Genomic DNA, 25,478 nt, shown 5'->3' with positions numbered 1-25,478 from the left:
GGATAAGGAGGTCCTTTATGGATATTTTAAAGAAAATTGCACAATATCGTGAAGAAGAAGAACGGTTAAGATGGGAAGGAACGTTTGCGGAGTATTTAGAGATTTTGAAAGAAAAACCGTGGGTTGCTCAGTCCGCACATTCACGTGTTTATAATATGATTAAAGATGCAGGAGTAGAGGAGGTAAACGGAAGAAAACGGTATAAGTTTTTTAGTGATCACTTGTTTGGATTAGAAGAAGCGCTTGAACGCCTGGTGGAAGAATATTTCCACCCAGCGGCAAAACGTCTCGATGTACGCAAACGGATTTTGTTGTTAATGGGACCTGTTGGCGGCGGAAAATCAACGCTTGTTACATTGCTAAAACGGGGGCTAGAAGAATATTCGAAGACAGAACGGGGCGCCGTGTATGCGATTAAAGGCTGCCCGATGCATGAGGATCCGCTTCATTTAATTCCCCATCATTTACGTGACGATTTTTATAAGGAATATGGCATCCGCATTGAAGGAGAACTTTCGCCGCTGAACATGATGCGATTGGAAAAAGAATATGGCGGGCGCATTGAAGATGTAATGGTGGAGAGAATTTTCTTCTCGGAAAATAAACGCGTCGGCATTGGGACGTTCAGCCCGTCGGATCCGAAATCGCAGGATATTGCGGATCTTACAGGAAGCATCGATTTTTCCACCATTGCTGAATACGGTTCAGAATCAGATCCAAGGGCTTACCGATTTGACGGAGAGCTAAATAAAGCGAATCGCGGAATTATGGAATTCCAAGAAATGCTAAAATGTGATGAAAAGTTTCTCTGGCACTTGCTTTCTTTAACGCAGGAAGGCAATTTCAAAGCAGGACGGTTTGCGTTAATAAGCGCTGACGAATTAATTGTCGCCCATACGAACGAAACGGAATACCGCTCGTTTATCGCCAATAAAAAGAATGAAGCGCTTCATTCGCGGATTATTGTCATGCCGATTCCGTATAACTTGCGCGTTTCGGAAGAAGAACGCATTTATGAAAAAATGATTCGCGAAAGCGATGTCGCCGATGTGCATATTGCCCCGCATACGCTGCGAATTGCCGCTATGTTTACGATTTTGACAAGATTAAAAGAATCGAAACGGCCAGATGTGGATCTTATCAAGAAAATGCGCCTGTATGACGGGGAAATGATCGAAGGCTTTAATGAGGTCGATGTCGAGGAGTTGAAAAAGGAACACCCGGATGAAGGAATGAGCGGCATCGACCCACGCTACGTTATTAACCGGATTTCCGCGTGCATTATTCGCAAGGAAGTTCCATCGATTAATGCGCTCGATGTACTGCGTTCGTTAAAAGAAGGGCTTGATCAGCATCCATCTATTTCCAAAGAAGATAAAGAGCGGTATTTGAACTTTATTTCCCTTGCGCGAAAGGAATATGACGAAATCGCGAAGCAAGAAGTGCAAAAAGCATTCGTCTATTCGTATGAAGAATCAGCGAAAACATTGATGGACAATTACTTGGATAACGTAGAGGCATATTGCAATAAAACGAAGCTGCGCGACCCACTGACAGGCGAGGAAATGAATCCAGATGAAAAGCTGATGCGTTCCATTGAAGAGCAAATCGGCATTTCGGAAAATGCAAAAAAGGCATTCCGAGAAGAAATTTTGATTCGTATTTCCGCCTATGCACGGAAAGGACAAAAATTTGATTACAATTCACATGAGCGGCTGCGGGAGGCGATTCAGAAGAAATTATTTGCTGATTTAAAAGACATTGTAAAAATCACCACTTCCACCAAAACTCCGGATGAGCAGCAGTTAAAGAAAATTAATGAGGTTGTGGCACGCTTGATTGACGAATACGGTTATAATTCCACGTCTGCCAATGAACTGCTCCGCTATGTCGGCAGCCTATTAAACCGCTAGCATGCCTAAAGCCGTTAGGCATGCTTTTTTACTCCTCATTTGGGCACAAACGCAGAAGAAATCAGGCTTGTCCACTTAAAATTGAGTTTGTAACTCTCGTAATAATTTGTCAATTATTTTGATTTTTTGCATAGGATAGAGTAAACAAACTGTCATTTATATAAATATGTTTTTTGACGCCAACATAAGTATATGCTGAAAAGAAAAAAGTGTGAAAATTATTTTAGATGAGGAGGGGAAAAATGAAAGGAAACTTTGTTATATCGAAAGAAGACTGGTCCCTCCATCGGAAAGGACATGACGACCAAAAACGTCACCAGGAAAAAGTAAAGGAAGCGATTAAAAATAATTTGCCGGATTTAATTACCGAAGAAAGCATTATTATGTCAAACGGACGCGATGTGATTAAAATTCCGATCCGTTCTTTAGATGAATATAAAATTCGTTATAACTATGAGAAAAATAAACATGTCGGCCAAGGGGATGGAGACAGCCAAGTTGGCGATGTGGTGGCAAGAGAAGGAGCTGGGGAGGGACAGGGACCTGGAAAAGGGCAAGGAGCCGGTGACTTGCCTGGCCAAGACTATTATGAAGCAGAAGTATCGTTGATGGAATTGGAAGAAGCACTATTCAGCCAATTGGAGCTGCCGAATTTACAAAGAAAAGAAGCAGACCAAAATGTTGTGCAACATATCGAATTTAATGATATTCGCCGTACTGGTTTAACGGGGAATATTGACAAAAAACGAACGATGCTCGCCGCATTTAAGAGAAATGCGATGAATGGAAATCCAAGTTTTTATCCGATTTATCGCGAAGATTTAAGATTTAGAACGTGGAATGAAGTAGTCAAGCCAGAGTCAAAAGCCGTGGTACTGGCCATGATGGATACGAGCGGTTCTATGGGATTATGGGAAAAATATATGGCTCGCAGCTTCTTCTTTTGGATGACACGTTTTTTACGTACAAAATATGAAACGGTGGAAATCGCCTTTATTGCTCATCATACGGAGGCAAAAGTAGTTTCCGAAGATGAATTTTTCACCAAAGGGGAAAGCGGCGGCACGATTTGTTCCTCTGCCTATCGAAAAGCGTTGGAGCTGATTGAAACGCAATATTCACCATCGCGCTATAATATTTATCCGTTCCACTTCTCTGACGGCGATAACTTGACATCGGACAATGCTCGCTGCGTAAAGCTTGTTCAAGAACTAATGAAAGTGTCGAACATGTTTGGATATGGAGAAGTCAATCAATACAATCGCCATTCTACACTGATGTCCGCTTACAAAAATATTAAAGATGAAAAGTTCCGTTATTACATTTTAAAACAAAAGTCTGATGTGTTTCATGCGATGAAAACATTTTTTCGGAAAGAAGAAAATAAGGCATACGTATAACCCTTTGTTTCAAATAGGGTTTTTTTTTGTTTGCTGACATAAGAAAAGGTCCCGTTTGCGTGCAGAAACAGGACCAATTTTCTTCTTCAAATGGATAGATGATGAAGAAAGTATTCTAATTGGAGGAGCTGACAGATTCATTCGGGTCTGCCGCTTCTTTGTCCAGCTTTGCCGAATCCGTTTTTCGTATCGTTTCAATCATTGCTAAAATAGGAGCAAGCTCTTCCTTATCTTTTGGCGTTTGAATTATCACCAGCATAGGAACAGGGCTGCTTGTACCGATGACATGAACCGTCATGTTTTCCGAGTGTGCGGTATACCAAGCGGCTCCTTTCAATGATTCTGGAAGATTTGTGCTGTCCTGGCGAACAGCGTCGGAAGACACTGCTTGTGCGTGTTCTTCAGCTAGTTTCCCATAATCTGTTCCGTTTCCTTCCACATGAAGGAGGCGGATTCTGACGAAGCTGTTATCGTGCAGCAACACATCGGAATGAGGCTCTTCGGCATCAAGATTCCAGCCTTTTAGTACATATAAGGAAAAACCTTGGTTGTCGCTTGTTTTTAAAGAAGCAGTTTCTTTCACTTCTTTTCCATCGGCCATATAAGGTAATTGAATTTCGGAAGGACGCGTTTCTTGTTGGTTGTTTTCTTCTGCGCTAGTGGTGCCGTTTTCTGAGACGCCGCTCGAAGGTTGCGATGCCTCTGATTGCCCTGTATGATCCGATTGCGTCGTTTCCGTTTGGTTTGTGTCGTTATTAGAAGAATTCGGTTGTTTTCCTCCGTTTGTTTCTTTCGTTCCGCACCCTGAAACCAGAGCGATGACCATGATGGCAGTTATCAATGGCTTCCAAGCTAATTGCATCACCATTCCTCCTTAAGTTTATACACTTTATTATATCAGTTGAAACATGAAGGAGAAATGTTTCGATGATAAATGTTTTTGTTACAATAGTTACTGGACGATTAGCAGCGTAAAGGGAGAACATGTTTGTGGCAAGAAATAATTTTTGAAAAGTCATGATCTCCCAACATCACTTCTTTTATTTCATACGTCTGTCAATCGTTTTTTGCGAAGTTCTACCGTTGCATGAACGGTCGTTTTTATGATAATCTTCCCGCTTTGCTTGGGGATTGGCTTCTAAAGCTATATAAGCTCCAATCCATTCAACCGCACATAGAAACAAAATCAACAATATTCCGCTTATCATCGATTTATTCCTCCTTTATGTTGTTTGAGGATACAATAATGTATGAAACGCGTTTCAATGCAATAGTTTTTTGAAAAAAGGTGATACGATGGCAAATATCCGTGAAATCGCCAAAGAAGCAGGGGTCTCCGTGGCAACGGTGTCAAGGGTGCTAAACGGCTATCCTTACGTGCGAGAAGAGAAAAGAAATGCAGTATGGGAAGCGGTAGAAAAATTAAATTACACGAAAAACATTAATGCAGTTCATTTAGCAAAAGGAAAAACGTCGATTATCGGGGTCATGCTTCCCTACGTGAATCACCCATATTTCGGCGCCATATTGGAAGGGATATCAAAAGAGGCGCTTCGCCACCGGTACCATCTTTTGCTATTTCAAACGAATTACGATGTGGAAAAGGAATTAGAAGCGTTGGAAATGATGCGAATGAAACAAGTCGACGGGCTTATTATTTGTTCGCATGTGGCGGGCTGGAATGTAATCGAGGAGTACAAGGAAGATGGGCCAATCGTGTTATGCGAGAATGTCGGGGATAAAGATTTTTTATCTGTCTACATTGACCATTACGAATCGTTTGCTAAGGCGTTGCGCTATTTAATTCGGAAAGGGCATCGGCACATTGGTTATTGCATCGGAAGAACGACAGGGACAAATAGCAAAGCGCGGGAAACGGCCTATTATGACACGCTGCGGCAAATTGGTGTTGAACCGCGAAAAGAGTGGATTTTTGACCATTGTTTATACGTCGAAGACGGAAAGCGGGTGATCCATCAATGGATGGATCTGTCCGAAAAGCCGAGCGCGCTGCTTGTATCGAGCGATCAAGTGGCGGCGGGCATCGTGTTGTGGGGGAGAAAAGAAGGGGTGAAGATCCCTGACGATCTTGCGATTGTCAGTTTCGATAATCACCCGATTTCAGAACCGCTGCAAATTACGACGATGGAGCTGCCGCTTGCGCTGATGGGAACGAAGGCCTTTCGTCTTATCTATCATTACATCGAAACGGGGAATATCGTGAAGAAAAAGGAAAAACTGCCTGTTCGTTTCATGGAACGCTCATCGGTATAAGAACATGGCAGCTGTTTTTCTTATATGTGTTTCATCATGTACCGGTTTACCGGGCGCCCGATTCCGCCGTATTGAACGTCGAGAGTGACTTCCCCTTTCTTTTCTAAGTATTCTAAATAGCGGCGGGCAGTTACCCGGGCGATGCCGACCCCTTCGGCAACTTCTTCGGCGGAAACGGGGCTTGCCTGTTTCCGGAGATAATGTACGATTTTTTGCAATGTCACTTCGTTTAATCCTTTTGGTAGCCCGTCATGCGACAATGTTTGCTGTTCCGGCGTTTGCAAAAGAGCATCTAGTTCTTTTTGTGTTAGCGTTTCTTTTTCGGCTAACGTTTGGCGAAATGCATGGTAATTTTCGAGAGCCTGTTTGAGGCGTTCAAATTTAAAGGGTTTCATAATGTAATCAAACGCGCCGTTTTGCAGTACACGGCGTACGGTATCGATGTCGCTTGCTGCGGTGATGGCGATGACATCGACTTCATACCCTTTTGAGCGAATTTCTTTTAATGTTTCCAAGCCGTCCTGCTCGGGCATATAAATATCGATAATGGCTAAATCGGGATGAAGTTCGCGGATCAGTTGTATTCCTTCGATCCCGTTTCCGGCAACGCCGATTACTGTAAATCCTTCTACTTGTTCGATGAACTGGCGGTTCACCTCCTGTACCATCGGATCGTCTTCAATGAGCAGTACGCGGTACAATCTTCTTCCTCCTTACATGTCAAAAGTAATCGTAAATATTGTTCCTTTTCCTTTTTCCGACTTTACATCCATATGCCCTTTTCCTTTTTCCACAATGTGCTTGACTAAGTACAAACCGATGCCTCGTCCATTTTTGCCTTTGGTGGAGAACCCCTCCTCGAAAATGCGGTCGAGATGCTCCGGATCAATGCCTTGGCCGTTGTCTTCCACCGAGAGAGAACAAATTTCCTCATTTTGCTCGATGCTTACATATATTTCTTTTTCCCGATCCGTAATGCCTTGAAAGGAGTCAAAAGCGTTTTCAATCAAATTTCCAAGAATGACGACGAAATCATGATGGTCCAATGCAGGCGGAAAAGCATGCAGACGACTATGACGGTCGATAATCACATGAATGCCCAGCTCTTTGCCGCGACGGACTTTACTTAGAAGCAGACCGGAAATGCTTTCGTCTTTAATATGTTTGCTTAAAAAACGGGTTAACCCTTTTTGTTCTTCCGTCACTTGAAAGACGTATTCAAGCGCTTTTTCTTGGTGCCCTAATTGAATTAATCCGGCGATCGTATGAAGTTTATTCATATATTCATGATTTTGCACACGCAAAGCGCTGACGAAAGCTTTAACACCTGTCAGCTCTTCGGCCAGCTTCTTTATCTCTGTGCGATCTTGGAAAATAGCGATGGCACCGACGATTTTGCCATTGACTTTAATCGGAATGCGATTGCTCCAAATCGTCAAGTTTCCTATCTGCAATTCTTTATTATAAATAGGCTGGTTAATTTCTAATATTTCCGGCAGGTGCGTGTCAGGAATAACAGAACGAATCGGTTTGCCGATCACATCCCCTTTAACGCCGAGCATCTGTTTTGCCCGGTTATTAAAAATGGTGATTTTTTCATCACTGTCAATCGCAATGACCCCTTCGTGCATCGCGTTAAAGGCTTCGGTACGTTCGACAAGCAGTTTGGCAATTTCATGAGGCTCAAGCTGAAACATTTGCCGTTTAATATGGGAAGCAAGCAGCCAAGCCCCGATTCCGCCGATGAGTAAAGAAAGACTTATGGCAATCAAAATTTCTTCTTTTAAAGCATCGATCACTTCGAAAAAAGTTGGCAATCGATATGCCGCGATAACGACGCCGATTTGTTGGTGGTCTTGGTTCATAATTGGAACGAATGCGCGAATGACAGTGCCAATTTCGCCGCGCGCTTTCGACGTGTAAGTATGTTCCGCAAAGGCCGGACCTTCATCGGCGCCGCGGGAAACACTCCCAATCATGGATGGGACCGGATGGGAAAGGCGAATTTTATTCATGTCAAGAACAACAACATAGTCGGCGTTATGAATAATGCGAACACGTTCGACAATGATGTTGATGGAAGATCGTTCTTTTTGGGTTCCGACAATATGTGATTTGATTTCAGGAAGCTCGGATACCGTCCGTGCCGTCAACAATGCCCGCTGCCGCAATTCCTCTTCTTTTGTGTGAAAAAAGTCGCCGATGACAAACATTCCGCTTAACAATAAGGAGAAGCTAACGATAAAAAAAATTAAGATGGTGATTTTCCAGCGAATGGATAGCCGATGCATCACAACGAATACCTCGTCTTCATGAAAAATAATATAATTTTGTTGATTATTTTAGCATTTTTCGACAATATGATAAAATTTGATTAAAAAACTTATTCATAAATGGTGTGGAACATGAAAAAGCAATGGTGGGTGTTATCTCTTGTTTTGCTTATTTGTTTAGGATGTGCAGCGTTTTTACTAAAACAGCATTTTCGCAATGAAAATATGGTATATGATGATGAGCAACAAGGGCTAAAAAAGCAAATTGTTATCTATTTTAGCCATGTAGTAGCGGAAAATACGCCAAAAGGATTGGCGGCGCAAAAGTTTGCCGATCTTGTCGAAAAAAAAACAAATGGCCGTGTAAAAGTAGAAGTATTTTCGAACGGTTCTTTATATTCCGATGGCGAGGAAATGGATGCACTATTGCGTGGTGACGTGCAAATGATTGCGCCGACGTTTTCCAAAGTGACGGAATTAATTCCTGAATGGCAAGTATTAGATTTGCCCTATCTATTTCAAGACTACCACGATGTGGAGCGGACGTTTACAGGAAGTGTAGGCAAACAGCTTTTAGCGATGTTAGATTCAAAAGGAATTAAGGGATTGGCTTTGTGGAGCAACGGTTTTAAACAAATGACGAGCACAACTCGTTTGCTGGTCCGCCCTGATGATTTTCGCGGATTGCGCTTTCGTATTATGCCAAGCGAAGTGATTGAAGAGCAATTTCGCTTGCTGGGCGGCGAACCGATTGTCGTTTCGTTTGATCATGTATATCGTTCCTTAGAAAAGCATGAATTTGATGGACAGGAAAATACGATTTCTAATATTTACTCGAAAGGCTTTTACAAATTTCAGCCATATATAACGATCAGCAACCACGGATATCTTGGCTATGCGGTGATGATGAACAAATCGTTTTGGGAGAGTTTGCCGAGAGATATCCAGCAAAAAATAACGGAAGCGATTCAGGAAACAACCATGTGGAATTTACAGCAATCGAAAAATCAAAATGAACAGGAATTAGAAGAAATAAAGCAAAACGAAAATATTCATATTTATGAACTATCTGAAGAAGAAAAAAAGCGATGGGAACAGAAATTTGCGCCTTTGTATGACCAGTTTGCAAAAGAGTTTGGCGACAAACTGCTGCGCGAAATCAAACAAAGATAAAACAGAAAGCGGCCTTAAAATAAGGCCGTTTTTTCTTTGCAAGACCAAAAAGAACAAAAAGACCATTATTAACATAATATTTTTATTTTCTGAACATTGCGGTAACATGGTGATTGAAAGCGTTATCAGGACGACGAAAGGAGAGGGGAGAAATGCGGAGCAAGTTTAAAAGCTTAACCGTGCAAGTAATTATTGGAATTATATTAGGAATTATCGTTGGTTTTTTATTTCCTGAATTTGGCTCGAAATTGAAAGTGCTTGCTGATGCATTTATTAAGTTAATCAAAATGGTGATTGCACCGATTATTTTTTTCACGGTTGTGATTGGAATCGGAAACATGGGGGATTTGAAAAAAGTTGGCCGCATCGGAGGAAAAGCGCTTATTTACTTTGAAATTGTTACTACATTTGCCTTAGCAATCGGAATTATTGTCGTTAATTTGGTCAAACCAGGGGTAGGGTTTAATACTGATGCCGTAAAAGGCGGCGATGTGTCGCAATATACGAAACAGGCAGAAGAAGTAAATCACGGTGTCATTGAGTTTTTACTTAGCATTATTCCAGATAATGTTGTTGGGGCGCTTGCGAAAGGCGAATTGCTGCCGATTTTATTCTTTGCCGTGTTATTCGGACTTGCTGCGGCAGGGTTAGGAGAAAAAGCAAAGCCGGTTATTACATTATTTGAACGTTTGGCGGACATTTTCTTCGGTGTTGTGAATATGGTTATGAAAGTATCGCCAATTGCTGCGTTTGGTGCGATGGCGTATACGATTGGCACGTTTGGAATCGGTTCATTATTGTCGCTAGGAAAATTAATGGCTTCTGTATATATTACGATGGCATTGTTTATTTTTGGTGTGTTAGGTGCGATCGCTAAGTTTTATGGATTTAATATTTTTAAATTTATTGCTTATATCAAAGAAGAAATTTTGCTTGTGCTTGGCACTTCTTCTTCAGAATCGGCGCTGCCAAAGTTGATGGAACGCCTTGAAAAATATGGATGCTCCAAATCGGTTGTCGGGCTTGTTGTGCCGACGGGATATTCATTTAACTTGGATGGAACGTCTATTTACCTTTCGATGGCAGCTATGTTTATTGCGCAAGCCTACGGCATTGATTTAAGCATTTGGCAAGAGCTTACGTTACTCGGCATTTTAATGCTCACTTCCAAAGGAGCAGCGGGAGTAACGGGTTCAGGATTTATTACACTGGCTGCCACGCTGGCCGCCTTCCCAATGATTCCAGTAGAAGGCATCGCTTTGTTGCTTGGCGTTGACCGTTTTATGTCGGAGGCGCGCGCCATTACGAACATCATTGGTAATGCAGTAGCAACGGTTGTTGTTTCCAAAATGGAAAATGAATTTCATCCTTCTGCAGAGCAAAATGTAGAAAAAACGAATATCAGTATTGCGAACTAAAATAGACGAGTAGGGAAGATGCTTTTCTGCCGGCGTATTATTTTCTCCGCTGCCATGTCATAGCGGGGAATAGAAGGCGGGGGGGTTTTTCCCGCCAAATGGCAGGAAAGCATTTTTTTGTTGACAATGAAAGCCAATGTTTTATATAATAAATCTTGAATTCGAGATTTAAGAATTAAATATTTTGGCAGCCTTAAAGGAAGTAATGAATGAAAGAAAAAAATCGGACAAATTACCATTTGGGGAGTTCTGGGAATACTGTCAAAATGAACATGGAAAAATTTGTGCAAAGGAGAGAAGAATCATGGCAAATGTAAAATTGGCGATCATTTATTACAGCTCTACAGGTACGAACTACCAATTAGCAAGATGGGCGGAAGAAGCAGCAAAAGAAGCAGGGGCGGAAGTAAAAGTAGTCAAAGTTCCTGAACTTGCGCCAAAAGAAGCAATTGAATCGAATCCGGCATGGAAAGCGCATGCAGAGGCAACGAAGGACGTTCCGACCGCTACGTTAGCGGATTTAGAATGGGCGGATGCCATTATTTTCAGCGTGCCGACTCGCTTTGGCAATATACCTTCCCAATTAAAGCAATTTTTAGATACAACTGGCGGATTATGGGCGCAAGGAAAGCTTGCTAATAAAGTGGTTAGCGCCATGGCATCTGCAGGAAACGCACATGGCGGTCAAGAACAAACCATTTTGCAACTATATACAACCATGTACCATTGGGGTGCCATTGTCGTAGCGCCTGGATATACGGATCCATCTATTTTTGCCGCAGGAGGAAATCCGTACGGAACGAGTGTAACGGTGGATCAAAATGGAAAAATAGTGGAAAATGCAGAGGCAGCCGTGAAACACCAAGCGCGCCGTACCGTTCAAGTCGCACAATGGGTGAAAAACGGAATGCAACAATAAAAGATGAGGCTTTTCCTCATCTTTTTTATGCATATGCTTTGCTTTTTTCTCTTTGCGCCAACATAATAAAAGTGGAAAAATTTTAGAAAAGGAGAGAAAATATGAAACATTTACAAGATCGGGTGACATTACATAATGGGGTGCAAATGCCGTGGCTTGGACTTGGAGTCTATAAAGTAAAAGAGGGAGAGGAAGTAATCAACGCGGTGCGTACTGCGTTGGAAATCGGCTACCGCCATGTAGATACAGCAGCTTTTTATCAAAACGAAGAAGGGGTAGGAAAAGCGGTTCGTGAATCAGGAATTCCGCGTGAAGAAATATTTATTACAACAAAAGTGTGGAACTCTGATCAAGGATACGAAACAACGTTGAAAGCGTTCGAAACAAGCCTGAAAAAGTTAGGTCTTGACTATGTTGACTTATATTTAGTACACTGGCCGGTCAAAGGGAAGTATAAAGAAACGTATAAGGCGTTGGAAAAGCTGTATAAAGACGGTCTTGTGCGGGCGATCGGCGTCAGCAACTTCCAAATCCATCATTTAGAAGACTTAATGGCCGATTGCGAAATTAAACCGATGGTCAACCAAGTGGAATATCATCCGCGGTTGACGCAAAAAGAGCTCCATGCATTTTGCAAGCAGCATGACATTCAGCTTGAAGCATGGTCGCCGCTGATGAGAGGGGAAATTTTACAGGAGCCGACGATTGTTGAAATTGGCAAAAAGTACGGAAAAACGCCTGCTCAAGTCGTGCTGCGCTGGGATTTGCAAAACGAAGTCGTCACGATTCCAAAATCCGTAACCCCGGCGCGTATTAAAGAAAACGCCGATATTTTTGATTTTGAACTAACGCCGGAAGAAATGGCAAAAATTGATGCGCTTAATTTAAATAAACGAATTGGGCCAGATCCAGATAATTTCAATTTTTGATGGCATAAAATAAAGGGGCCTTTCCGTCGGGAAGGGCCCCTTTTTGCCAAAATAAAGTTTGCATTTGTGATTTCGCTTTTTTGTATCCAACGAAGACCATTGCTTTCTTTCGGCAAAAGGATGGTCGTCCACGTAATGACAAATTGTATGATTTGACGTATGAAATAACCATAAAGTACAATAAATATTAGTATACACATTTCTTAATATGGCGCAGAAATAACGGAGGGAGCTGTCATGCTGCTATTCCATCCGATGGATTTTCTTATTATCATCGCCTTTGGCATTGCGCTATGGGCGCAATTGAAAGTGTCAAGCAACTTCAATACTTGGTCGCAAGTTCCTGCTTCTTCCGGCTTATCAGGCGCGGAAGTGGCGCGGATGATTTTAGATCGCAACGGTCTTTATGATGTACCGGTCGAAGTGATTCCAGGAAGATTAACGGATCACTATGATCCGATCTCGCGTGTGGTCCGCTTGTCGGAACCGGTATATTATGGCCGGTCGATTGCTGCCATATCGGTAGCCGCACACGAAGTCGGACATGCGGTGCAGCATCAGCAAGCATACGGCGCGCTAGTGCTCCGTCATCGCATGTTTCCAATCGTAAACTTCACATCAGGAGTGGCGCCGTTTTTATTGCTGATCGGATTTTTGCTTCACCAACTTTCGCTGATTGGTTTAGGGATTATTTTCTTCTCCTTTGCCGTTGCTTTTCAAGTCATTACGCTGCCGGTAGAGTTTAACGCCAGCTCGCGGGCGAAAAAATTTATGCTGGCGGAAGGGCTTATTTATCCGGATGAAAAGCGCGGCGTCAACAAAGTGTTAGGAGCGGCTGCATTGACATATGTAGCAGCGACGCTCATTTCCGTATTAGAATTGTTAAAATACGTGTTAATTTTTACGCAAAATAATAATGAAGAATAACGGCATAAACTTAAACTTATCTGTAGGAGGTGTGATCCGGGCGCATGACCCGCGCCCGGAAACCAGTTGGACATAGCCAGTTTATTTTTAGTGGCAGTGCTTATTGCATGTACCGCTTTTTTTGTAGCTTCAGAATTTGCGATTGTCAAAGTTCGCAGCTCGCGCATTGATCAGCTAGTGAGTGAAGGAAATAAACGAGCGATTGCTGCCAAAAAGGTTATTTCCAACCTTGACGGTTATTTATCTGCTACTCAATTAGGTATTACCATTACTTCATTAGCTCTTGGTTGGCTTGGTGAACCAACTGTAGAGCATATATTAACGCCGCTGTTTGAACGTCTCCATTTGTCGGATTCGATTGCGCAAGTGTTATCTTTTGTGATCGCATTTTCGTTGATTACTTTTCTTGAAGTAGTACTTGGAGAGTTGGCTCCGAAAACGTTCGCTATTCATAAAGCGGAGTCGCTTGCGTTATTCACGGCGCAGCCGCTCATTTTCTTTTATAAGGTGATGTATCCAATTATTTGGACATTAAACTCCGCATCCCGCTTCGTCACGAAACTGTTTGGGCTGCAACCCGCATCAGAGCACGACCTCGCTCATTCTCAAGAAGAGCTGCGCCTGATTTTATCGGAAAGTTATAAAAGTGGCGAAATTAACCAGTCGGAGTACCGCTATGTCAATAATATTTTTCGCTTTGACGATCGCGTGGCGAAAGAAATTATGGTGCCGCGCAAGGAAATAGTCGCCTTGGATATCAACAAAAGCGTAAAAGAGAATTTGGAAATCATCAAGGAAGAAAAATATACGCGCTACCCGGTTATTGATGGCGATAAAGACCATGTGTTAGGGCTGATTAACGTTAAAGAAGTGTTTACGGACTTGGTGACAAATCCGTCAGAAGAAAAACAGATGAAAGACTATATCCGCCCCATTATTCAAGTGATCGAATCGATTGCTATTCATGATTTACTGGTCAAAATGCAGAAAGAGCGCATCCATATGGCGATTTTAGTCGATGAATACGGTGGTACATCAGGGCTTGTCACGGTCGAGGATATTTTAGAAGAAATCGTCGGCGAAATTCAAGACGAATTTGATGTGGATGAAATTCCATTGATTCAAAAGATAGATGAAACGCATACGATTATTGATGGAAAAGTGCTGATCAGCGAGGTAAATGATTTGTTTGGTCTTTCGATTGATGATGATGATGTCGATACGATCGGCGGCTGGATTTTAACGAAGCATTATGATATTAAAGCAGGCGACAGCGTGGAAATTGATGATTATTTGTTTACCGTAAAGGAAATGGATGGACACCATGTGAAGACGGTAGAAGTGGTGAAACAGAAGAAAGAAGAGCAGGCGGCAGATGAGGAATTGAATGAAAAAGAGGAATTGCATTTGTAAGGCAGACGTCAGGTGCAGGACGTCTGCCTTTTTTCTAATGATGATAAAACGGTGTGAGATCAACGGGAAAGTCATCAGCAGGGGCGAGGCAGGAAACCGGTTCATTGATAAAAGGATGGAAAAACGATAATTTCACCGCATGCAGAGCTTGGCGATGGAATGTCTCCCTTCCGCCGTACAACACATCTCCGACCAGCGGATGACCAATGTAACTCATATGGACGCGAATTTGATGGGTGCGTCCGGTATCCAGGGAAAGCTCTACGAGCGATGTTTGTTCATTAGGAAACGTATGTAAGACGCGGTAGTGCGTTACCGCTTTTGCCCCTGTTTTAGAGACGCGCCGTCTTGTCGGGTGATGGCGGTCGCGCCCGATCGGCGCGGATATCGTGCCGATTCGCTTTTTTATGATCCCATGGACGAGCGCTACGTATGTCCGTTTAATTTCTCGTTTTGCCAACATGCGATCAAGCGTTGTTCCGGCAAGCATATGTTTGGCAAACAAAATCGTTCCTGATGTATCGCGGTCAAGCCGATGAATGTGCCGGATTTTTGTTAAAATTCCTTGCGATTGTAAATGAAAGGCCACAGCATTCGCTAATGTCCCGGTTTGCGAAGGTTCGGAGGGATGGATGTCGATGCCGGCGTCTTTATTAATAATGAGCAGATGCTCATCTTCCCATAAAACAGAAAGTTCCCGATACTCAGGAAGAATGGTGGAAGGTTCAGGATTATAAAGATGCAGCTGAAGGCGGTCCTTTTCTTGTAATGGCGTTTGCCATGATACTTCTTTTCCGTTGAGCTTGATTCCTTTTTCCATGCGTAGCTGGTGGGCAAATTTTTTCGATGCATACCAGACTTCTTTTAGCAGCATTTCAATGGTGAGTCCCTGCCAAAAAGACGGAATGACACATTCCAGCCAGTCACCTTTTTTCGACCACATCATGACTTCACTCCAAATTTTCAATAGCGGTGGAAACACTTTCTATCTCTATGGATGCATTCTATATGATACACTCATAGTATCGTTTTATGTGTATAGAACGCAAGTGTTATGGTGAGAAAAGGTGGTATGAACATTGAAAGTCGTTTACGCCGTAACAGAGGAACAGGAAGAATATATGAATTATTTAGTTCGTTATTTTTACACAAACATTTTTCCATATTATTTTGCCGACGAACAGATTCAAGAGTTTGAAAAATTGCGAATTCTTTTGCTTGATGGAGAACATGTTACATATAATGGAACGATGAAGGAAGCGTTTCAAATCATTTCAGCTCTGCAATCATTGATTACGATCATTGAATATATAGGGGAAAACGGCGATTATGAGCGGTACCGTTACTTATTTGAACGAAATATCGACATTCTTAGGCGGTACGGCATTACATTTCCGTTTATGATTGAGCAGTTTGCGAACAAAAGACGCTATCCGTGCAGTGCGTATTTTCCTTCATCGAGCAAATGGTTAATGTAAATGGAAAAGGAGCTTGCCGTTTGCTGGCCAAGTTCCTTTATTTTTTGTGATGGGGAAGGGAAGAAAACCAGTCTTGGAAAACTGCTTTTTCATGATAGCCGTCAATTCGTTTTACTTCTTTTCCGTTTTCATAGTGAACAATCGTTGGTGTTCCGTCAATATGATACTTATCCCATCCCTCTTCGAATTCCAGCAAATTAAACATTTTTAAGTCGATCCCCATTTGTTTTGCCAAAGGGACAAGGAATACGGCCACAGGAAATGGAATGACTTTGGAAAAACGGAACTTTTTGCAAAAGATAGTGGTACAGGGAAATCGTCCCGCCAATGACCGACAGCGCCAGGCTATAGCGAGCGATGCCGTATTCTTTGCGAATCACAGCGATCCCTAATAAAACCACCTGAGGATACATAAAAATACGCTGAAACCAGCAAAGATCGCAAGGAATAAATTTTAAAATTTCCGAAAAGTAAAGGCTGCCTAATGTGGCGATCAATGAAATAACCCATGCGCTAACTAGAACATTTTCCAAGTTTTTGTTATCCTTCATTTCTAGGACTCCTTATTGCTCCATGTTTACTTATCAGTTTCATTATATTGAACAGAAGAGGGAATGTAAAATTTAAAATGAATCGCTGCTCCGTTTATTTTGTAGTACAATATGAATGTGCAATCGTTTTCGCAAACTGATATAGGAGTGAGAGAATTGGAACGTGCATGGTGGAAAGAAGCGGTCGTATATCAAATCTATCCGCGCAGTTTTTACGATTCCAACGGGGATGGCATTGGCGATATCCGTGGCATTATCGATAAACTTGATTATTTAAAAGAACTTGGTGTGGATGTGGTATGGCTATCTCCGGTATATAAATCGCCAAATGATGATAACGGTTACGATATAAGCGATTATCGGGACATTATGGACGAATTTGGCATGATGGAAGATTGGGAAGAAATGCTTGAGGAAATGCACAAACGCGGGATTAAGCTAGTGATGGATTTAGTCGTCAATCATACCTCAGATGAGCACCCGTGGTTTATCGAAGCAAGAAAGTCAAAAGACAATCCGTATCGCGATTATTATATTTGGCGGCCTGGGAAAAATGGAAAGGAACCGAATAATTGGGAGTCGTGTTTTGGCGGTTCCGCCTGGGAGTATGATGACACGACAGGAGAATATTATTTGCACCTTTTTTCCAAAAAACAGCCTGATTTAAACTGGGAAAATCCGAAAGTGCGCCGCGAAGTGTATGAGATGATGAAGTTTTGGCTCGACAAAGGCGTCGATGGCTTCCGAATGGATGTCATTAACATGATTTCCAAAGTGCCAGGATTACCGGACGGCGAACCGCAAAAAGGGAAAAAATACGCTTCGGGAAGCCGATATTATATGAACGGTCCGCGCGTTCATGAATTTTTGCAGGAGATGAATCGGGAAGTGTTGTCAAAGTACGATATTATGACGGTGGGAGAAACGCCAGGGGTGACCCCGAAAGAAGGCATTTTATATACTGATCCATCCCGCCATGAATTAAACATGGTGTTTCAATTCGAGCATGTTGGTTTAGATTCAGGACCTGGAGGAAAATGGGATATTCGTCCATGGTCGTTGGCCGATTTGAAAAAAACGATGACAAAATGGCAAAAAGAACTAGAAGGAAGAGGATGGAACAGCCTTTACTTAAACAATCACGATCAGCCGCGCGCTGTTTCGCGTTTTGGCGATGACGGCAAATATCGGGTGGAATCCGCAAAAATGCTGGCTACGTTTCTCCATATGATGCAAGGAACCCCGTATATTTACCAAGGAGAAGAGATCGGAATGACAAATGTGCGCTTCCCGTCGATTGAAGACTATCGGGATATTGAAACGTTAAACATGTATAAAGAGCATGTGGAAGAATACGGCGAAGATCCGCAAAAAGTAATGGAAAAAATTTATTATAAAGGACGCGATAACGCGCGCACGCCGATGCAGTGGGATGACAGCGGACATGCAGGATTTACGACGGGAACGCCATGGATTCGCGTGAATCCAAATTATAAGGAAATTAATGTGAAGGCGGCCCTTGCTGATCCAAACTCAGTATTTCACTATTATAAAAAGTTAATTCAACTTCGCAAGCAACATGACATTATTGTCTATGGAACATATGACTTAATTTTAGAAGATGACCCGTATATTTACGCATATACACGTACACTGGGAAATGAAAAACTGATTGTGATTACGAATTTTTCTGGGAAAAATCCTGTTTTCCGGCTTCCGGATGATATTACCTACAAAACAAAAGAACTGCTCATCAGCAATTACGATGTAGACGAAACAGAAGGGCTGAAAAAAATTCATTTGCGCCCATGGGAAGCGCGCGTGTATAAACTCCGTTTGTCATAAAAACATTTCTTTTTTTCGATGCCAATACAAAGCGATGCAAACATTATTTTCTACCTATATCCTCCAAAAAGTCGGCCACAATAATCGGTGAAAGGGGAGGATCACATTGAACAACAATAATAGCGGAAACAAAGTTCAACACATTATGACGAAAAACGTGGCAACTGTTTCTCCAAACCAAACGGTGCAAGAAGCTGCGCAAATCATGAGCCAAAAAAATATTGGTGCGCTTCCAGTAGTGGAAAACGGGCAAGTAAAAGGGATGATTACCGACCGTGACATTACGTTGCGTACGTCGGCGCAAGGAAAAGACCCAGCTTCCACTCCTGTATCGGAAGTAATGACCAATCGCGTGATTACCGGGACACCGGATATGAGCGTGCAAGAGGCAGCAAACGTGATGGCGCAGCATCAGGTCCGCCGTTTGCCGATTGTGGAAAACAATCAGCTTCAAGGAATGGTCGCTTTAGGTGACATTGCGACAAACAGCGCTTCTGATGAGGCGGCAGGACAAGCATTGACAAACATTTCTGAGCCGTCGCAGCCGCAAGGATAAAGAAAAGGAAGGATGTCTCTTTTTTCGGGACATCCTTTTTCTTTTTGGAAGTATATTGTATGATGATAACGAATACATAAAAATGAACGTATTAATATCGGAGGGATGTCGGGTGGATTGGAAAAGCAAATATGAGCAATGGATGGCATACGAGCAGCTAGACGGAGAATTAAAGCGTTTATTACAAGACCGCCAAGACGATCTAAAGTGGGTTGAGGATGGTTTTTATAAAAATTTAGAATTTGGCACCGGTGGCATGCGCGGAGAAATCGGTCCCGGAACAAATCGGATGAACATATATACCGTAAGGAAAGCATCGGAAGGGTTGGCGCGATACATAGAGTCCTTTGGCGAAGAAGCGAAAAAACGCGGTGTGGTCATTGCTTATGATTCGCGGCATAAGTCTCGGGATTTTGCAATGGAAGCGGCGAAAACGTTGGCCACTCATGGCATTCAAACGTATGTATTTGATGAACTGCGGCCGACGCCGGAGCTTTCGTTTGCTGTTCGCTATTTGCAAGCATTTTCCGGCATTGTCATTACCGCCAGCCATAATCCACCGGAATATAATGGATATAAAGTGTACGGCGAAGACGGGGGACAACTTCCTCCGGATACGGCAGATGCGGTAATTCGATACGTCAATGAAGTGGCAAATGAACTTGATATCCACGTTGAGGACGAAGCGATTTTAAAAGAAAAAGGGCTCATTCAAATCATCGGCGAAGAAGTGGACAATGCTTATATTGATGCTGTAAAAACAATCTCTCTTCAACCGAAGCTGGCGGAAGAAGTCGATATTAACATTGTTTTTACACCGCTTCACGGCACATCCAACAAACCGGTCCGTCGTGCCTTAAAGGAACTTGGATACCGTAATGTGTTTGTCGTCAAAGAGCAAGAACAGCCTGATCCGAATTTCTCTACTGTAGCCTCGCCAAATCCGGAAGAACACGCAGCATTTGCCTTAGCAATAGAGCTCGGCAAAAAAGTTAATGCTGACTTGTTAATTGCGACAGATCCTGACGCCGACCGGTTGGGAGTTGCCGTCAAAAATGATCAAGGCGAATATGTAGTGCTTACCGGAAACCAAACGGGCGCTTTGCTGTTGCACTATTTACTATCGCAAAGAAAAGAAAAAGAAATATTGCCGGAAAACGGCGTGGTGCTAAAAACGATTGTCACCTCGGAATTCGGACGCGCGATTGCGCAATCGTTTGGCCTAGAGACGGTGGATACATTAACCGGATTTAAATTTATCGGCGAAAAAATCAAAGAATATGAGCAAACGGGGCAATATACGTTCCAATTTGGTTATGAGGAAAGCTACGGCTATTTAATCGGCGATTTTGTCCGCGACAAGGATGCGGTGCAAGCAGCCGTATTGGCCGCGGAAGTATGCGCATTTTATAAAAAACAGGGTATGTCTTTATATGAAGGATTAATACACTTGTTTGACCGATACGGCTATTATCGCGAAGGACAGCAGTCATTAACGTTAAAAGGAAAAGAAGGAGCAGAAACCATTCAAGCGATTTTAACATCATTCCGCAATGAACCTCCGACAGAAGTAGACGGAAAAAGAGTAACCGTGATCGAGGATTATAAAACGAAAGAACGGATCCATACATTGACGGGTGAAAAAACAGTGATTACGCTTCCAACTTCCAACGTATTAAAGTATGTATTGGAGGACGATTCATGGTTTTGCTTGCGTCCTTCGGGAACGGAGCCAAAAATTAAAGTGTATTTTGGCGTGAAAGGAAAGTCATTAGCTGATAGTGAAGAAAAATTAAATCGCCTTTCTAACGAAGTGATGAAACGAGTTCATGACCTTCTTCGCACTGCTTCGCTATCTTAATCATAAACGAACAGACACATACAGAAAGGATAATTCTACATGTTAACAAACCAAGTAGCGATTGTCACAGGAGCTTCTCGCGGAATCGGAAAAGCCGTTGCGTTTCAATTAGCGGAGCAAGGAGCAAAATTGGCGCTGGCGGGAAGTTCTGAAGGGGTTTATGAAACGGAAAAAGAGCTAAAAGAGAAAGGATTTTCTTATGTGAAGGCGTTCCAAGTGGACGTTGCCAATGAACAACAAATGCAAAAGATGGTTACAGAAGTATTAGAAGCATTTGGGCAAATCGATATTCTCGTCAACAACGCAGGAATCGGATTTTTTAAGGAAGTGGAAGAGACGACCGTGGAAGAATGGGAGCGCATCTTTGCCATCAATGTTCAAGGCGTGTTTATCGGGGTAAAAGCCGTGCTTCCGCATATGAAAGAAAGAAAATCAGGAACGATTATTACCGTTTCTTCCGATGTCGGCCGTTACACGATTCCGAACGGTGCGGCATACACCGCGACCAAATACGCTGTTCAAGGATTTTCCGGTTCGCTTGCGCAGGAAGTAAGAAAGTACGGCATTCGCGTTGGTACGATTAACCCAGGAATGGTTGATACGTACTTTGCTAATTCCATCCAAGGCGTTCCAGAAAAACGCGATTGGCTAAAAGCCGAAGATGTCGCTCAAGCAATCGTGTATATGGCAAGCGCTCCAAAACATATGCTTATTGATGAGATTATCCTTCATCCGCTAATTCAACAATATCCTATTGCATAAGACGAAAAAAAGACAATGCCGATGTCGGCGTTGTCTTTTTCTATACAATTTGGGCGAGGAGGAAATTCGATGGACAGAGAGAAGCAGGATATTCAAGAATTGCTGACGCTAAAATCTATTGCGGAAACGTTGAATCAGTGCAATGATGTAAAGGAAATGCTGCAGACCGTATTAAAGGAATTAATACAAGTGATGAAATTGCAATGTGGCTGGATTTTTTTCGTTGATTCTAGAGAAGGATACTCTCTTGTTGCCGACTATCAATTGCCTTCAGCCCTGGCAAGAGAGAACAAAAAGCTGATGTGCGAAGGGGATTGTTGGTGTTTGGAACGGTACAGAGATGGGCGGCTGCAACGGGCTGCGAACGTTATTGAATGCAAACGGCTTGGAAAGGCAATCGAAGAGAAATGGGGAGATACCAATGGCGTCACCCACCATGCGAGCATTCCCCTTCGTGCAGGGGACGAAAAATTTGGGGTGCTCAATGTAGCCGCTCCGCATAAAACGAGCTTTTCCAATAAGGAACTGGCATTATTAGAAGCGGTTGCTTATCAAATCGGGACAGCAATAAAGCGAATCAAGCTTGCTGAAAATGAACAAAAACTCGCGTTAATTGCAGAACGTAACCGCTTAGCGAGAGATTTGCACGATTCAGTGAGCCAATTATTATTTTCGCTGCAGTTGACGGCACGCGGCGCAAAGGAAATGACGAAAGATGAAACGATAAAAGATATGTTCGCATACATTCAACAATTAGCGCAGGAAGCCCTTCAGGAAATGCGGGCGCTTATTTGGCAGCTTCGTCCGTACGGTTTGGAACATGGACTAGCCAATGCTTTTCAGCATTACGGAGATATGCTCGGATTAAAAGTAAACGTGAAGATTAACGGACTAATGGATTTACCTAACGAAGTCGAAGAGTGTTTATGGCGCGTGGGGCAAGAAGCATTGAATAACTGCAAAAAACATGCGGGAGTGTCCGAGGTGGATATTGCCATCCACGTCCAAAAGCACCATATCCATATGAAGGTCCATGATGAGGGATGCGGATTTTCCAAGGCTGATGGCCAGCCTTTTTCTCTCGGCTTAAATAGCATGAAAGAAAGGGCCGCATCATTAAATGGCGAAATTCATATCGAAAGTTCTGTCGGAGAAGGAACGACGATTGATGTCATCATTCCGTTGAAAAAGGGGAGAGGATAATGGGGATCAAAGTGCTTATTGTGGATGACCATCATGTTGTTCGGCGAGGATTAGTTTTTTTCCTCAACACGCAAAAGGAAATCAATGTAGTCGGTGAAGCAGCCAATGGCGAAGAAGCGGTGAAACAGGTGAAAGAGCTGCAGCCAGATGTCGTGTTAATGGATTTGGTCATGCCGGTTATGGATGGGGTGGAAGCCACGAAAAAAATAAAGGAAATATTTCCGCACGTGAAAATTCTCATTTTAACTAGCTTTTCCGATGTTGACCATGTTATTCCCGCCATTCGTGCCGGCGCGTCGGGGTATCAATTGAAGGATGTGGAACCAGATCAGTTAGTACAAGCGATTATATCTGTGTACCGAGGTGAAAATCAGCTTCATCCGAAAATCACTGCTCATTTAATGACTCACTTATCAAAAGGTGGAGGTCGTGAGGAGCAACTTATTGAAACGTTGACGAAGCGGGAAAAAGAAGTGCTTGCTGAAATCGCGAAAGGAAAAAGCAATAAAGAGATTGCCGCAGCATTGATGATTACGGAAAAAACGGTCAAAACGCATGTATCCAATATACTTGCGAAGTTAAATCTTGCGGATCGTACGCAAGCGGCACTCTATGCCGTAAAACATCTCAGACTTTAGTTGTATCGCGGCTCCTGCTATTTTCGGACGCAACGCTCCCCCGATTTGCCGACGAAAGAAACCTTTTCTTTGATTACATTATAATTAGAAACACAAAGGAGCAAAGGAGAGAAATGATATGCATATCGTGGTCGTAAACGGGAGCCCACGCAAATCGGGGAGAACGGGAATCGTCGCCAGACATATTGCAAGGCAATACAGGGCTCAGCTTATTGATTTGAGCAAAGAAGTGATCCCGCTATATAACGGGGAGGCCAGCCAAGAAGAATTGCCCAGTGTCCTTCATCTGCGTCAGCAAATGCAAAAAGCAGCTGGCATTATACTTTGCTCGCCTGAGTATCACGGCGCCATGAGTGGAGCGTTAAAAAACGCTCTTGATTTTTTAAACAGCGACCAATTTGAACACAAGCCAGTTGCTCTTATTGCGGTAGCAGGGGGAGGAAAAGGTGGTATCAATGCGTTAAACAATATGCGGACGGTGATGCGCAGCCTGCATGCGAATGCCATTCCTAAGCAGCTGGTTTTAGATCCTCCTGGTTTTGCTGGTGATCATTTAACGAAGTCGGCGGCTTTACAGGTGGATGCTATCTTTTCCGAACTGCAGCGTTATATCAACGCAGCCAAGTGGTGGAGGGAGAAGCTATGAGCAGCCTGTATCGCGACCGCCAGTTATATTTGTTGCTCGTTGCTAATCTGTTCTCTTCCGTTGGAACAGGAATCACGATGACGGCGGTTCCTTGGATGCTCGTGCAAAAACCTGATGGAGCAACGTGGTTTGGCTACATGTCCACAGCGATGACGATCATTATGTTTTTATTGACACCGTATGTCGGAATGTGGATTGATCAAATTTCCCGCAAAGTCATGTTGATGTTCGGTGAGGCGATAGGATTGGTGATCGCCGCTATGTTTGCCCTGTACGGAATGGCAGAAATGAAGTATCATGTATGGCATTTAGTGTTTTTATTTGCCAGCGGCTCTCTATATTATTTTCTCTTTTATCCGACGCTATTTGCATTTAGCCAGGAAGTATTTCACCCTGATCAATATAAAATGTTGAATGGGATTATGGAGATTCAAGGGCAATTGGCCACCGTCATTTCCGGCGGAGCGGCAAGCCTGCTTCTTGCGAAAGTGCCGCTTTACTGGATTTTATGGCTAGATGCGTGCACGTATGCAGTAGCGATTATTTGCTTTTTCTTTATCCCATATCAACGTTCTTTCAGAAATGGAAAAACATATTCATTTTGGACGAAAATGACCGAAGGATACCATTATATGAAAGCTCGGCCGCTGCTATTTTGGTTTTTGCTCGCTTCGCTCATGCCCTTCATTGGTGTGATGATGACCAATTATCTTCACCCGATTTATATTGTCGATGTCTTAAAGGAAGATAGTTCGGTATACGGAATCCAAAGCATGGTATACGGAATCGGGGCCGCACTCGCAGGGGCGGTAGTGCCGTTGTGGCTAAGGAAAGTCGGAACCGAAGTAAGCATCACCATCACCGTCTTTATGTATGCGATGGCGATGACCATGTTTCTATTTGTAAAAAACATGTGGATATTTTATGTGCTTGTAAGCCTTACGGCGTTTGGTAATGCGGGTACAAGGGTGGCTCGTAGTTCACTAATGATGGAACGAATTCCTAATGAGAAAATCGGAAGGGTGGATGGTTTATTTCGAGCGCTCGGTTTTCTTATTCGTTCCGCTTTGTTAAGCGTATTTACTGGTCTTGTGTCATTACAGCATGTCCTGATTCCATATGCCGTATTAAGCGGATTGCTTATCATTTCCGGGGTATTGGTGCTAAGGACAGGGGAATCAGTGAAAAAAGAACAAGTTCATCTAACATCCATGGGATAAAAGGGATTTTTTATACATTGGCGGGAGGCCGATATGATATGTAATGGGGAATTGGACCGGACCAATTCCCCGTTTTTTA

General features: G+C 42.9%; 23 protein-coding genes and 2 pseudogenes. 18 read left to right on the top strand and 7 right to left on the bottom strand.

Annotation, left to right across the window (positions count from 1 at the left end; translation table 11 throughout):
- Positions 1 to 17: 17 nt before the first annotated feature.
- Both GCA01S_RS14375 and yhbH read left to right on the top strand, forming a co-directional pair.
- On the top strand, positions 18 to 1,913 hold the full coding sequence (locus GCA01S_RS14375; RefSeq protein ID WP_017436595.1) for a PrkA family serine protein kinase: 1,896 nt from the start codon (positions 18 to 20) through the stop codon (positions 1,911 to 1,913).
- Positions 1,914 to 2,155: 242 nt separating this feature from the next.
- A complete protein-coding gene (gene yhbH / locus GCA01S_RS14370) occupies positions 2,156 to 3,313 on the top strand; it encodes a sporulation protein YhbH (protein ID WP_042410914.1) in 1,158 nt (385 codons plus the stop codon).
- Between the two features lie 115 nt (positions 3,314 to 3,428).
- Here the strand turns inward: yhbH and GCA01S_RS14365 are convergent, their stop codons facing one another.
- Together GCA01S_RS14365 and GCA01S_RS20575 are read right to left on the bottom strand one after the other, a co-directional pair.
- Positions 3,429 to 4,175, bottom strand: coding sequence for a hypothetical protein (locus tag GCA01S_RS14365; protein ID WP_042410913.1), 747 nt, complete (start codon positions 4,173 to 4,175; stop codon positions 3,429 to 3,431).
- Between the two features lie 178 nt (positions 4,176 to 4,353).
- Positions 4,354 to 4,521, bottom strand: a complete 168-nt coding sequence (locus GCA01S_RS20575) for a hypothetical protein (RefSeq protein WP_169735614.1) — start codon at positions 4,519 to 4,521, stop codon at positions 4,354 to 4,356.
- Positions 4,522 to 4,609: 88 nt separating this feature from the next.
- Between GCA01S_RS20575 and GCA01S_RS14360 the strand changes: the two genes are divergently transcribed.
- Positions 4,610 to 5,587: a LacI family DNA-binding transcriptional regulator gene (locus tag GCA01S_RS14360; protein ID WP_042410911.1), complete on the top strand. Its 978-nt coding sequence runs from the start codon at positions 4,610 to 4,612 to the stop codon at positions 5,585 to 5,587.
- Between the two features lie 20 nt (positions 5,588 to 5,607).
- Here the strand turns inward: GCA01S_RS14360 and GCA01S_RS14355 are convergent, their stop codons facing one another.
- On the bottom strand, positions 5,608 to 6,288 hold the full coding sequence (locus tag GCA01S_RS14355) for a response regulator (protein ID WP_042410909.1): 681 nt from the start codon (positions 6,286 to 6,288) through the stop codon (positions 5,608 to 5,610).
- Positions 6,289 to 6,300: 12 nt separating this feature from the next.
- Positions 6,301 to 7,878, bottom strand: coding sequence for an ATP-binding protein (locus tag GCA01S_RS14350; RefSeq protein WP_042410929.1), 1,578 nt, complete (start codon positions 7,876 to 7,878; stop codon positions 6,301 to 6,303).
- Positions 7,879 to 7,992: 114 nt separating this feature from the next.
- Between GCA01S_RS14350 and GCA01S_RS14345 the strand changes: the two genes are divergently transcribed.
- The 6 genes from GCA01S_RS14345 to GCA01S_RS14320 all read left to right on the top strand — a co-directional run bounded on the left by GCA01S_RS14345 (position 7,993) and on the right by GCA01S_RS14320 (position 14,639).
- Entirely contained in the window at positions 7,993 to 9,033 is a 1,041-nt protein-coding gene (locus tag GCA01S_RS14345; RefSeq protein WP_017436602.1) for a TRAP transporter substrate-binding protein, read from the top strand.
- A gap of 152 nt (positions 9,034 to 9,185) precedes the next feature.
- Positions 9,186 to 10,451 (top strand): dicarboxylate/amino acid:cation symporter, encoded by a 1,266-nt coding sequence (locus GCA01S_RS14340; protein WP_042410907.1) that lies wholly within the window; start codon positions 9,186 to 9,188, stop codon positions 10,449 to 10,451.
- A gap of 304 nt (positions 10,452 to 10,755) precedes the next feature.
- Entirely contained in the window at positions 10,756 to 11,370 is a 615-nt protein-coding gene (gene wrbA, locus GCA01S_RS14335; RefSeq protein ID WP_017436605.1) for an NAD(P)H:quinone oxidoreductase, read from the top strand.
- Positions 11,371 to 11,471: 101 nt separating this feature from the next.
- Positions 11,472 to 12,299, top strand: coding sequence for an aldo/keto reductase (locus tag GCA01S_RS14330; protein ID WP_042410905.1), 828 nt, complete (start codon positions 11,472 to 11,474; stop codon positions 12,297 to 12,299).
- A gap of 240 nt (positions 12,300 to 12,539) precedes the next feature.
- The gene (locus tag GCA01S_RS14325; protein ID WP_026078591.1) at positions 12,540 to 13,226 is read left to right on the top strand and encodes a zinc metallopeptidase; all 687 of its coding nucleotides are present in this window, start codon (positions 12,540 to 12,542) and stop codon (positions 13,224 to 13,226) included.
- 66 nt (positions 13,227 to 13,292) lie between these two features.
- The gene (locus GCA01S_RS14320; RefSeq protein ID WP_017436608.1) at positions 13,293 to 14,639 is read left to right on the top strand and encodes a hemolysin family protein; all 1,347 of its coding nucleotides are present in this window, start codon (positions 13,293 to 13,295) and stop codon (positions 14,637 to 14,639) included.
- Positions 14,640 to 14,673: 34 nt separating this feature from the next.
- Here the strand turns inward: GCA01S_RS14320 and GCA01S_RS14315 are convergent, their stop codons facing one another.
- A complete protein-coding gene (locus GCA01S_RS14315) occupies positions 14,674 to 15,582 on the bottom strand; it encodes an RluA family pseudouridine synthase (protein ID WP_017436609.1) in 909 nt (302 codons plus the stop codon).
- Between the two features lie 136 nt (positions 15,583 to 15,718).
- Here GCA01S_RS14315 and GCA01S_RS14310 point away from each other — a divergent pair, with 136 nt between their 5' ends.
- Complete coding sequence (locus tag GCA01S_RS14310) at positions 15,719 to 16,117, top strand: YhcU family protein (RefSeq protein WP_042410903.1); 399 nt, start codon at positions 15,719 to 15,721, stop codon at positions 16,115 to 16,117.
- Positions 16,118 to 16,154: 37 nt separating this feature from the next.
- Here the strand turns inward: GCA01S_RS14310 and GCA01S_RS14305 are convergent.
- Positions 16,155 to 16,361: pseudogene (locus tag GCA01S_RS14305) on the bottom strand (thiol reductase thioredoxin); the annotation flags it as partial.
- Positions 16,357 to 16,668 (bottom strand): annotated as a pseudogene (locus tag GCA01S_RS14300) (disulfide oxidoreductase); the annotation flags it as partial. The pseudogenes GCA01S_RS14300 and GCA01S_RS14305, both read right to left, overlap by 5 nt.
- Positions 16,669 to 16,824: 156 nt before the next feature.
- Here GCA01S_RS14300 and GCA01S_RS14295 point away from each other — a divergent pair.
- The 8 genes from GCA01S_RS14295 (at position 16,825) to GCA01S_RS14260 (ending at position 25,399) form a co-directional block, all read left to right on the top strand.
- Positions 16,825 to 18,513, top strand: coding sequence for a glycoside hydrolase family 13 protein (locus GCA01S_RS14295; protein WP_017436613.1), 1,689 nt, complete (start codon positions 16,825 to 16,827; stop codon positions 18,511 to 18,513).
- A 145-nt stretch (positions 18,514 to 18,658) separates the two neighbouring features.
- Positions 18,659 to 19,069, top strand: coding sequence for a CBS domain-containing protein (locus tag GCA01S_RS14290; protein ID WP_042410924.1), 411 nt, complete (start codon positions 18,659 to 18,661; stop codon positions 19,067 to 19,069).
- A 112-nt stretch (positions 19,070 to 19,181) separates the two neighbouring features.
- Complete coding sequence (locus GCA01S_RS14285; RefSeq protein ID WP_042410901.1) at positions 19,182 to 20,930, top strand: phospho-sugar mutase; 1,749 nt, start codon at positions 19,182 to 19,184, stop codon at positions 20,928 to 20,930.
- A 39-nt stretch (positions 20,931 to 20,969) separates the two neighbouring features.
- Positions 20,970 to 21,692, top strand: coding sequence for an SDR family oxidoreductase (locus GCA01S_RS14280; RefSeq protein WP_042410899.1), 723 nt, complete (start codon positions 20,970 to 20,972; stop codon positions 21,690 to 21,692).
- 69 nt (positions 21,693 to 21,761) lie between these two features.
- Positions 21,762 to 22,895 carry a GAF domain-containing sensor histidine kinase gene (locus GCA01S_RS14275; RefSeq protein WP_042410897.1) on the top strand — a complete coding sequence of 378 codons (1,134 nt, stop codon included), beginning with the start codon at positions 21,762 to 21,764 and terminating at the stop codon, positions 22,893 to 22,895.
- Positions 22,895 to 23,533 (top strand): response regulator, encoded by a 639-nt coding sequence (locus GCA01S_RS14270; RefSeq protein WP_042410895.1) that lies wholly within the window; start codon positions 22,895 to 22,897, stop codon positions 23,531 to 23,533. Before GCA01S_RS14275 ends, GCA01S_RS14270 begins: the two co-directional genes overlap by 1 nt.
- A 118-nt stretch (positions 23,534 to 23,651) precedes the next feature.
- Positions 23,652 to 24,179, top strand: coding sequence for an NADPH-dependent FMN reductase (locus GCA01S_RS14265; protein WP_042410893.1), 528 nt, complete (start codon positions 23,652 to 23,654; stop codon positions 24,177 to 24,179).
- Positions 24,176 to 25,399 (top strand): MFS transporter, encoded by a 1,224-nt coding sequence (locus GCA01S_RS14260; protein ID WP_042410890.1) that lies wholly within the window; start codon positions 24,176 to 24,178, stop codon positions 25,397 to 25,399. Before GCA01S_RS14265 ends, GCA01S_RS14260 begins: the two co-directional genes overlap by 4 nt.
- Positions 25,400 to 25,478: the final 79 nt, after the last annotated feature.

Source organism: Parageobacillus caldoxylosilyticus NBRC 107762 (genome assembly GCF_000632715.1).
Taxonomy (GTDB): Bacteria; Bacillota; Bacilli; order Bacillales; family Anoxybacillaceae; genus Saccharococcus; species Saccharococcus caldoxylosilyticus.
This window is presented reverse-complemented; position numbering and strand designations above follow the sequence as displayed.

Excerpts from the sequence above, each read along its gene's own strand:
- GCA01S_RS14375 (WP_017436595.1), top strand. The coding sequence starts at position 18 with ATGGATATTTTAAAGAAAATTGCACAATATCGTGAAGAAGAAGAACGG.
- yhbH (WP_042410914.1), top strand. The coding sequence starts at position 2,156 with ATGAAAGGAAACTTTGTTATATCGAAAGAAGACTGGTCCCTCCATCGG.
- GCA01S_RS14365 (WP_042410913.1), bottom strand. The coding sequence starts at position 4,175 with ATGCAATTAGCTTGGAAGCCATTGATAACTGCCATCATGGTCATCGCT.
- GCA01S_RS20575 (WP_169735614.1), bottom strand. The coding sequence starts at position 4,521 with ATGATAAGCGGAATATTGTTGATTTTGTTTCTATGTGCGGTTGAATGG.
- GCA01S_RS14360 (WP_042410911.1), top strand. The coding sequence starts at position 4,610 with ATGGCAAATATCCGTGAAATCGCCAAAGAAGCAGGGGTCTCCGTGGCA.
- GCA01S_RS14350 (WP_042410929.1), bottom strand. The coding sequence starts at position 7,878 with ATGCATCGGCTATCCATTCGCTGGAAAATCACCATCTTAATTTTTTTT.
- GCA01S_RS14345 (WP_017436602.1), top strand. The coding sequence starts at position 7,993 with ATGAAAAAGCAATGGTGGGTGTTATCTCTTGTTTTGCTTATTTGTTTA.
- GCA01S_RS14340 (WP_042410907.1), top strand. The coding sequence starts at position 9,186 with ATGCGGAGCAAGTTTAAAAGCTTAACCGTGCAAGTAATTATTGGAATT.
- wrbA (WP_017436605.1), top strand. The coding sequence starts at position 10,756 with ATGGCAAATGTAAAATTGGCGATCATTTATTACAGCTCTACAGGTACG.
- GCA01S_RS14330 (WP_042410905.1), top strand. The coding sequence starts at position 11,472 with ATGAAACATTTACAAGATCGGGTGACATTACATAATGGGGTGCAAATG.
- GCA01S_RS14315 (WP_017436609.1), bottom strand. The coding sequence starts at position 15,582 with ATGTGGTCGAAAAAAGGTGACTGGCTGGAATGTGTCATTCCGTCTTTT.
- GCA01S_RS14290 (WP_042410924.1), top strand. The coding sequence starts at position 18,659 with ATGACGAAAAACGTGGCAACTGTTTCTCCAAACCAAACGGTGCAAGAA.
- GCA01S_RS14280 (WP_042410899.1), top strand. The coding sequence starts at position 20,970 with ATGTTAACAAACCAAGTAGCGATTGTCACAGGAGCTTCTCGCGGAATC.
- GCA01S_RS14275 (WP_042410897.1), top strand. The coding sequence starts at position 21,762 with ATGGACAGAGAGAAGCAGGATATTCAAGAATTGCTGACGCTAAAATCT.
- GCA01S_RS14270 (WP_042410895.1), top strand. The coding sequence starts at position 22,895 with ATGGGGATCAAAGTGCTTATTGTGGATGACCATCATGTTGTTCGGCGA.
- GCA01S_RS14265 (WP_042410893.1), top strand. The coding sequence starts at position 23,652 with ATGCATATCGTGGTCGTAAACGGGAGCCCACGCAAATCGGGGAGAACG.
- GCA01S_RS14260 (WP_042410890.1), top strand. The coding sequence starts at position 24,176 with ATGAGCAGCCTGTATCGCGACCGCCAGTTATATTTGTTGCTCGTTGCT.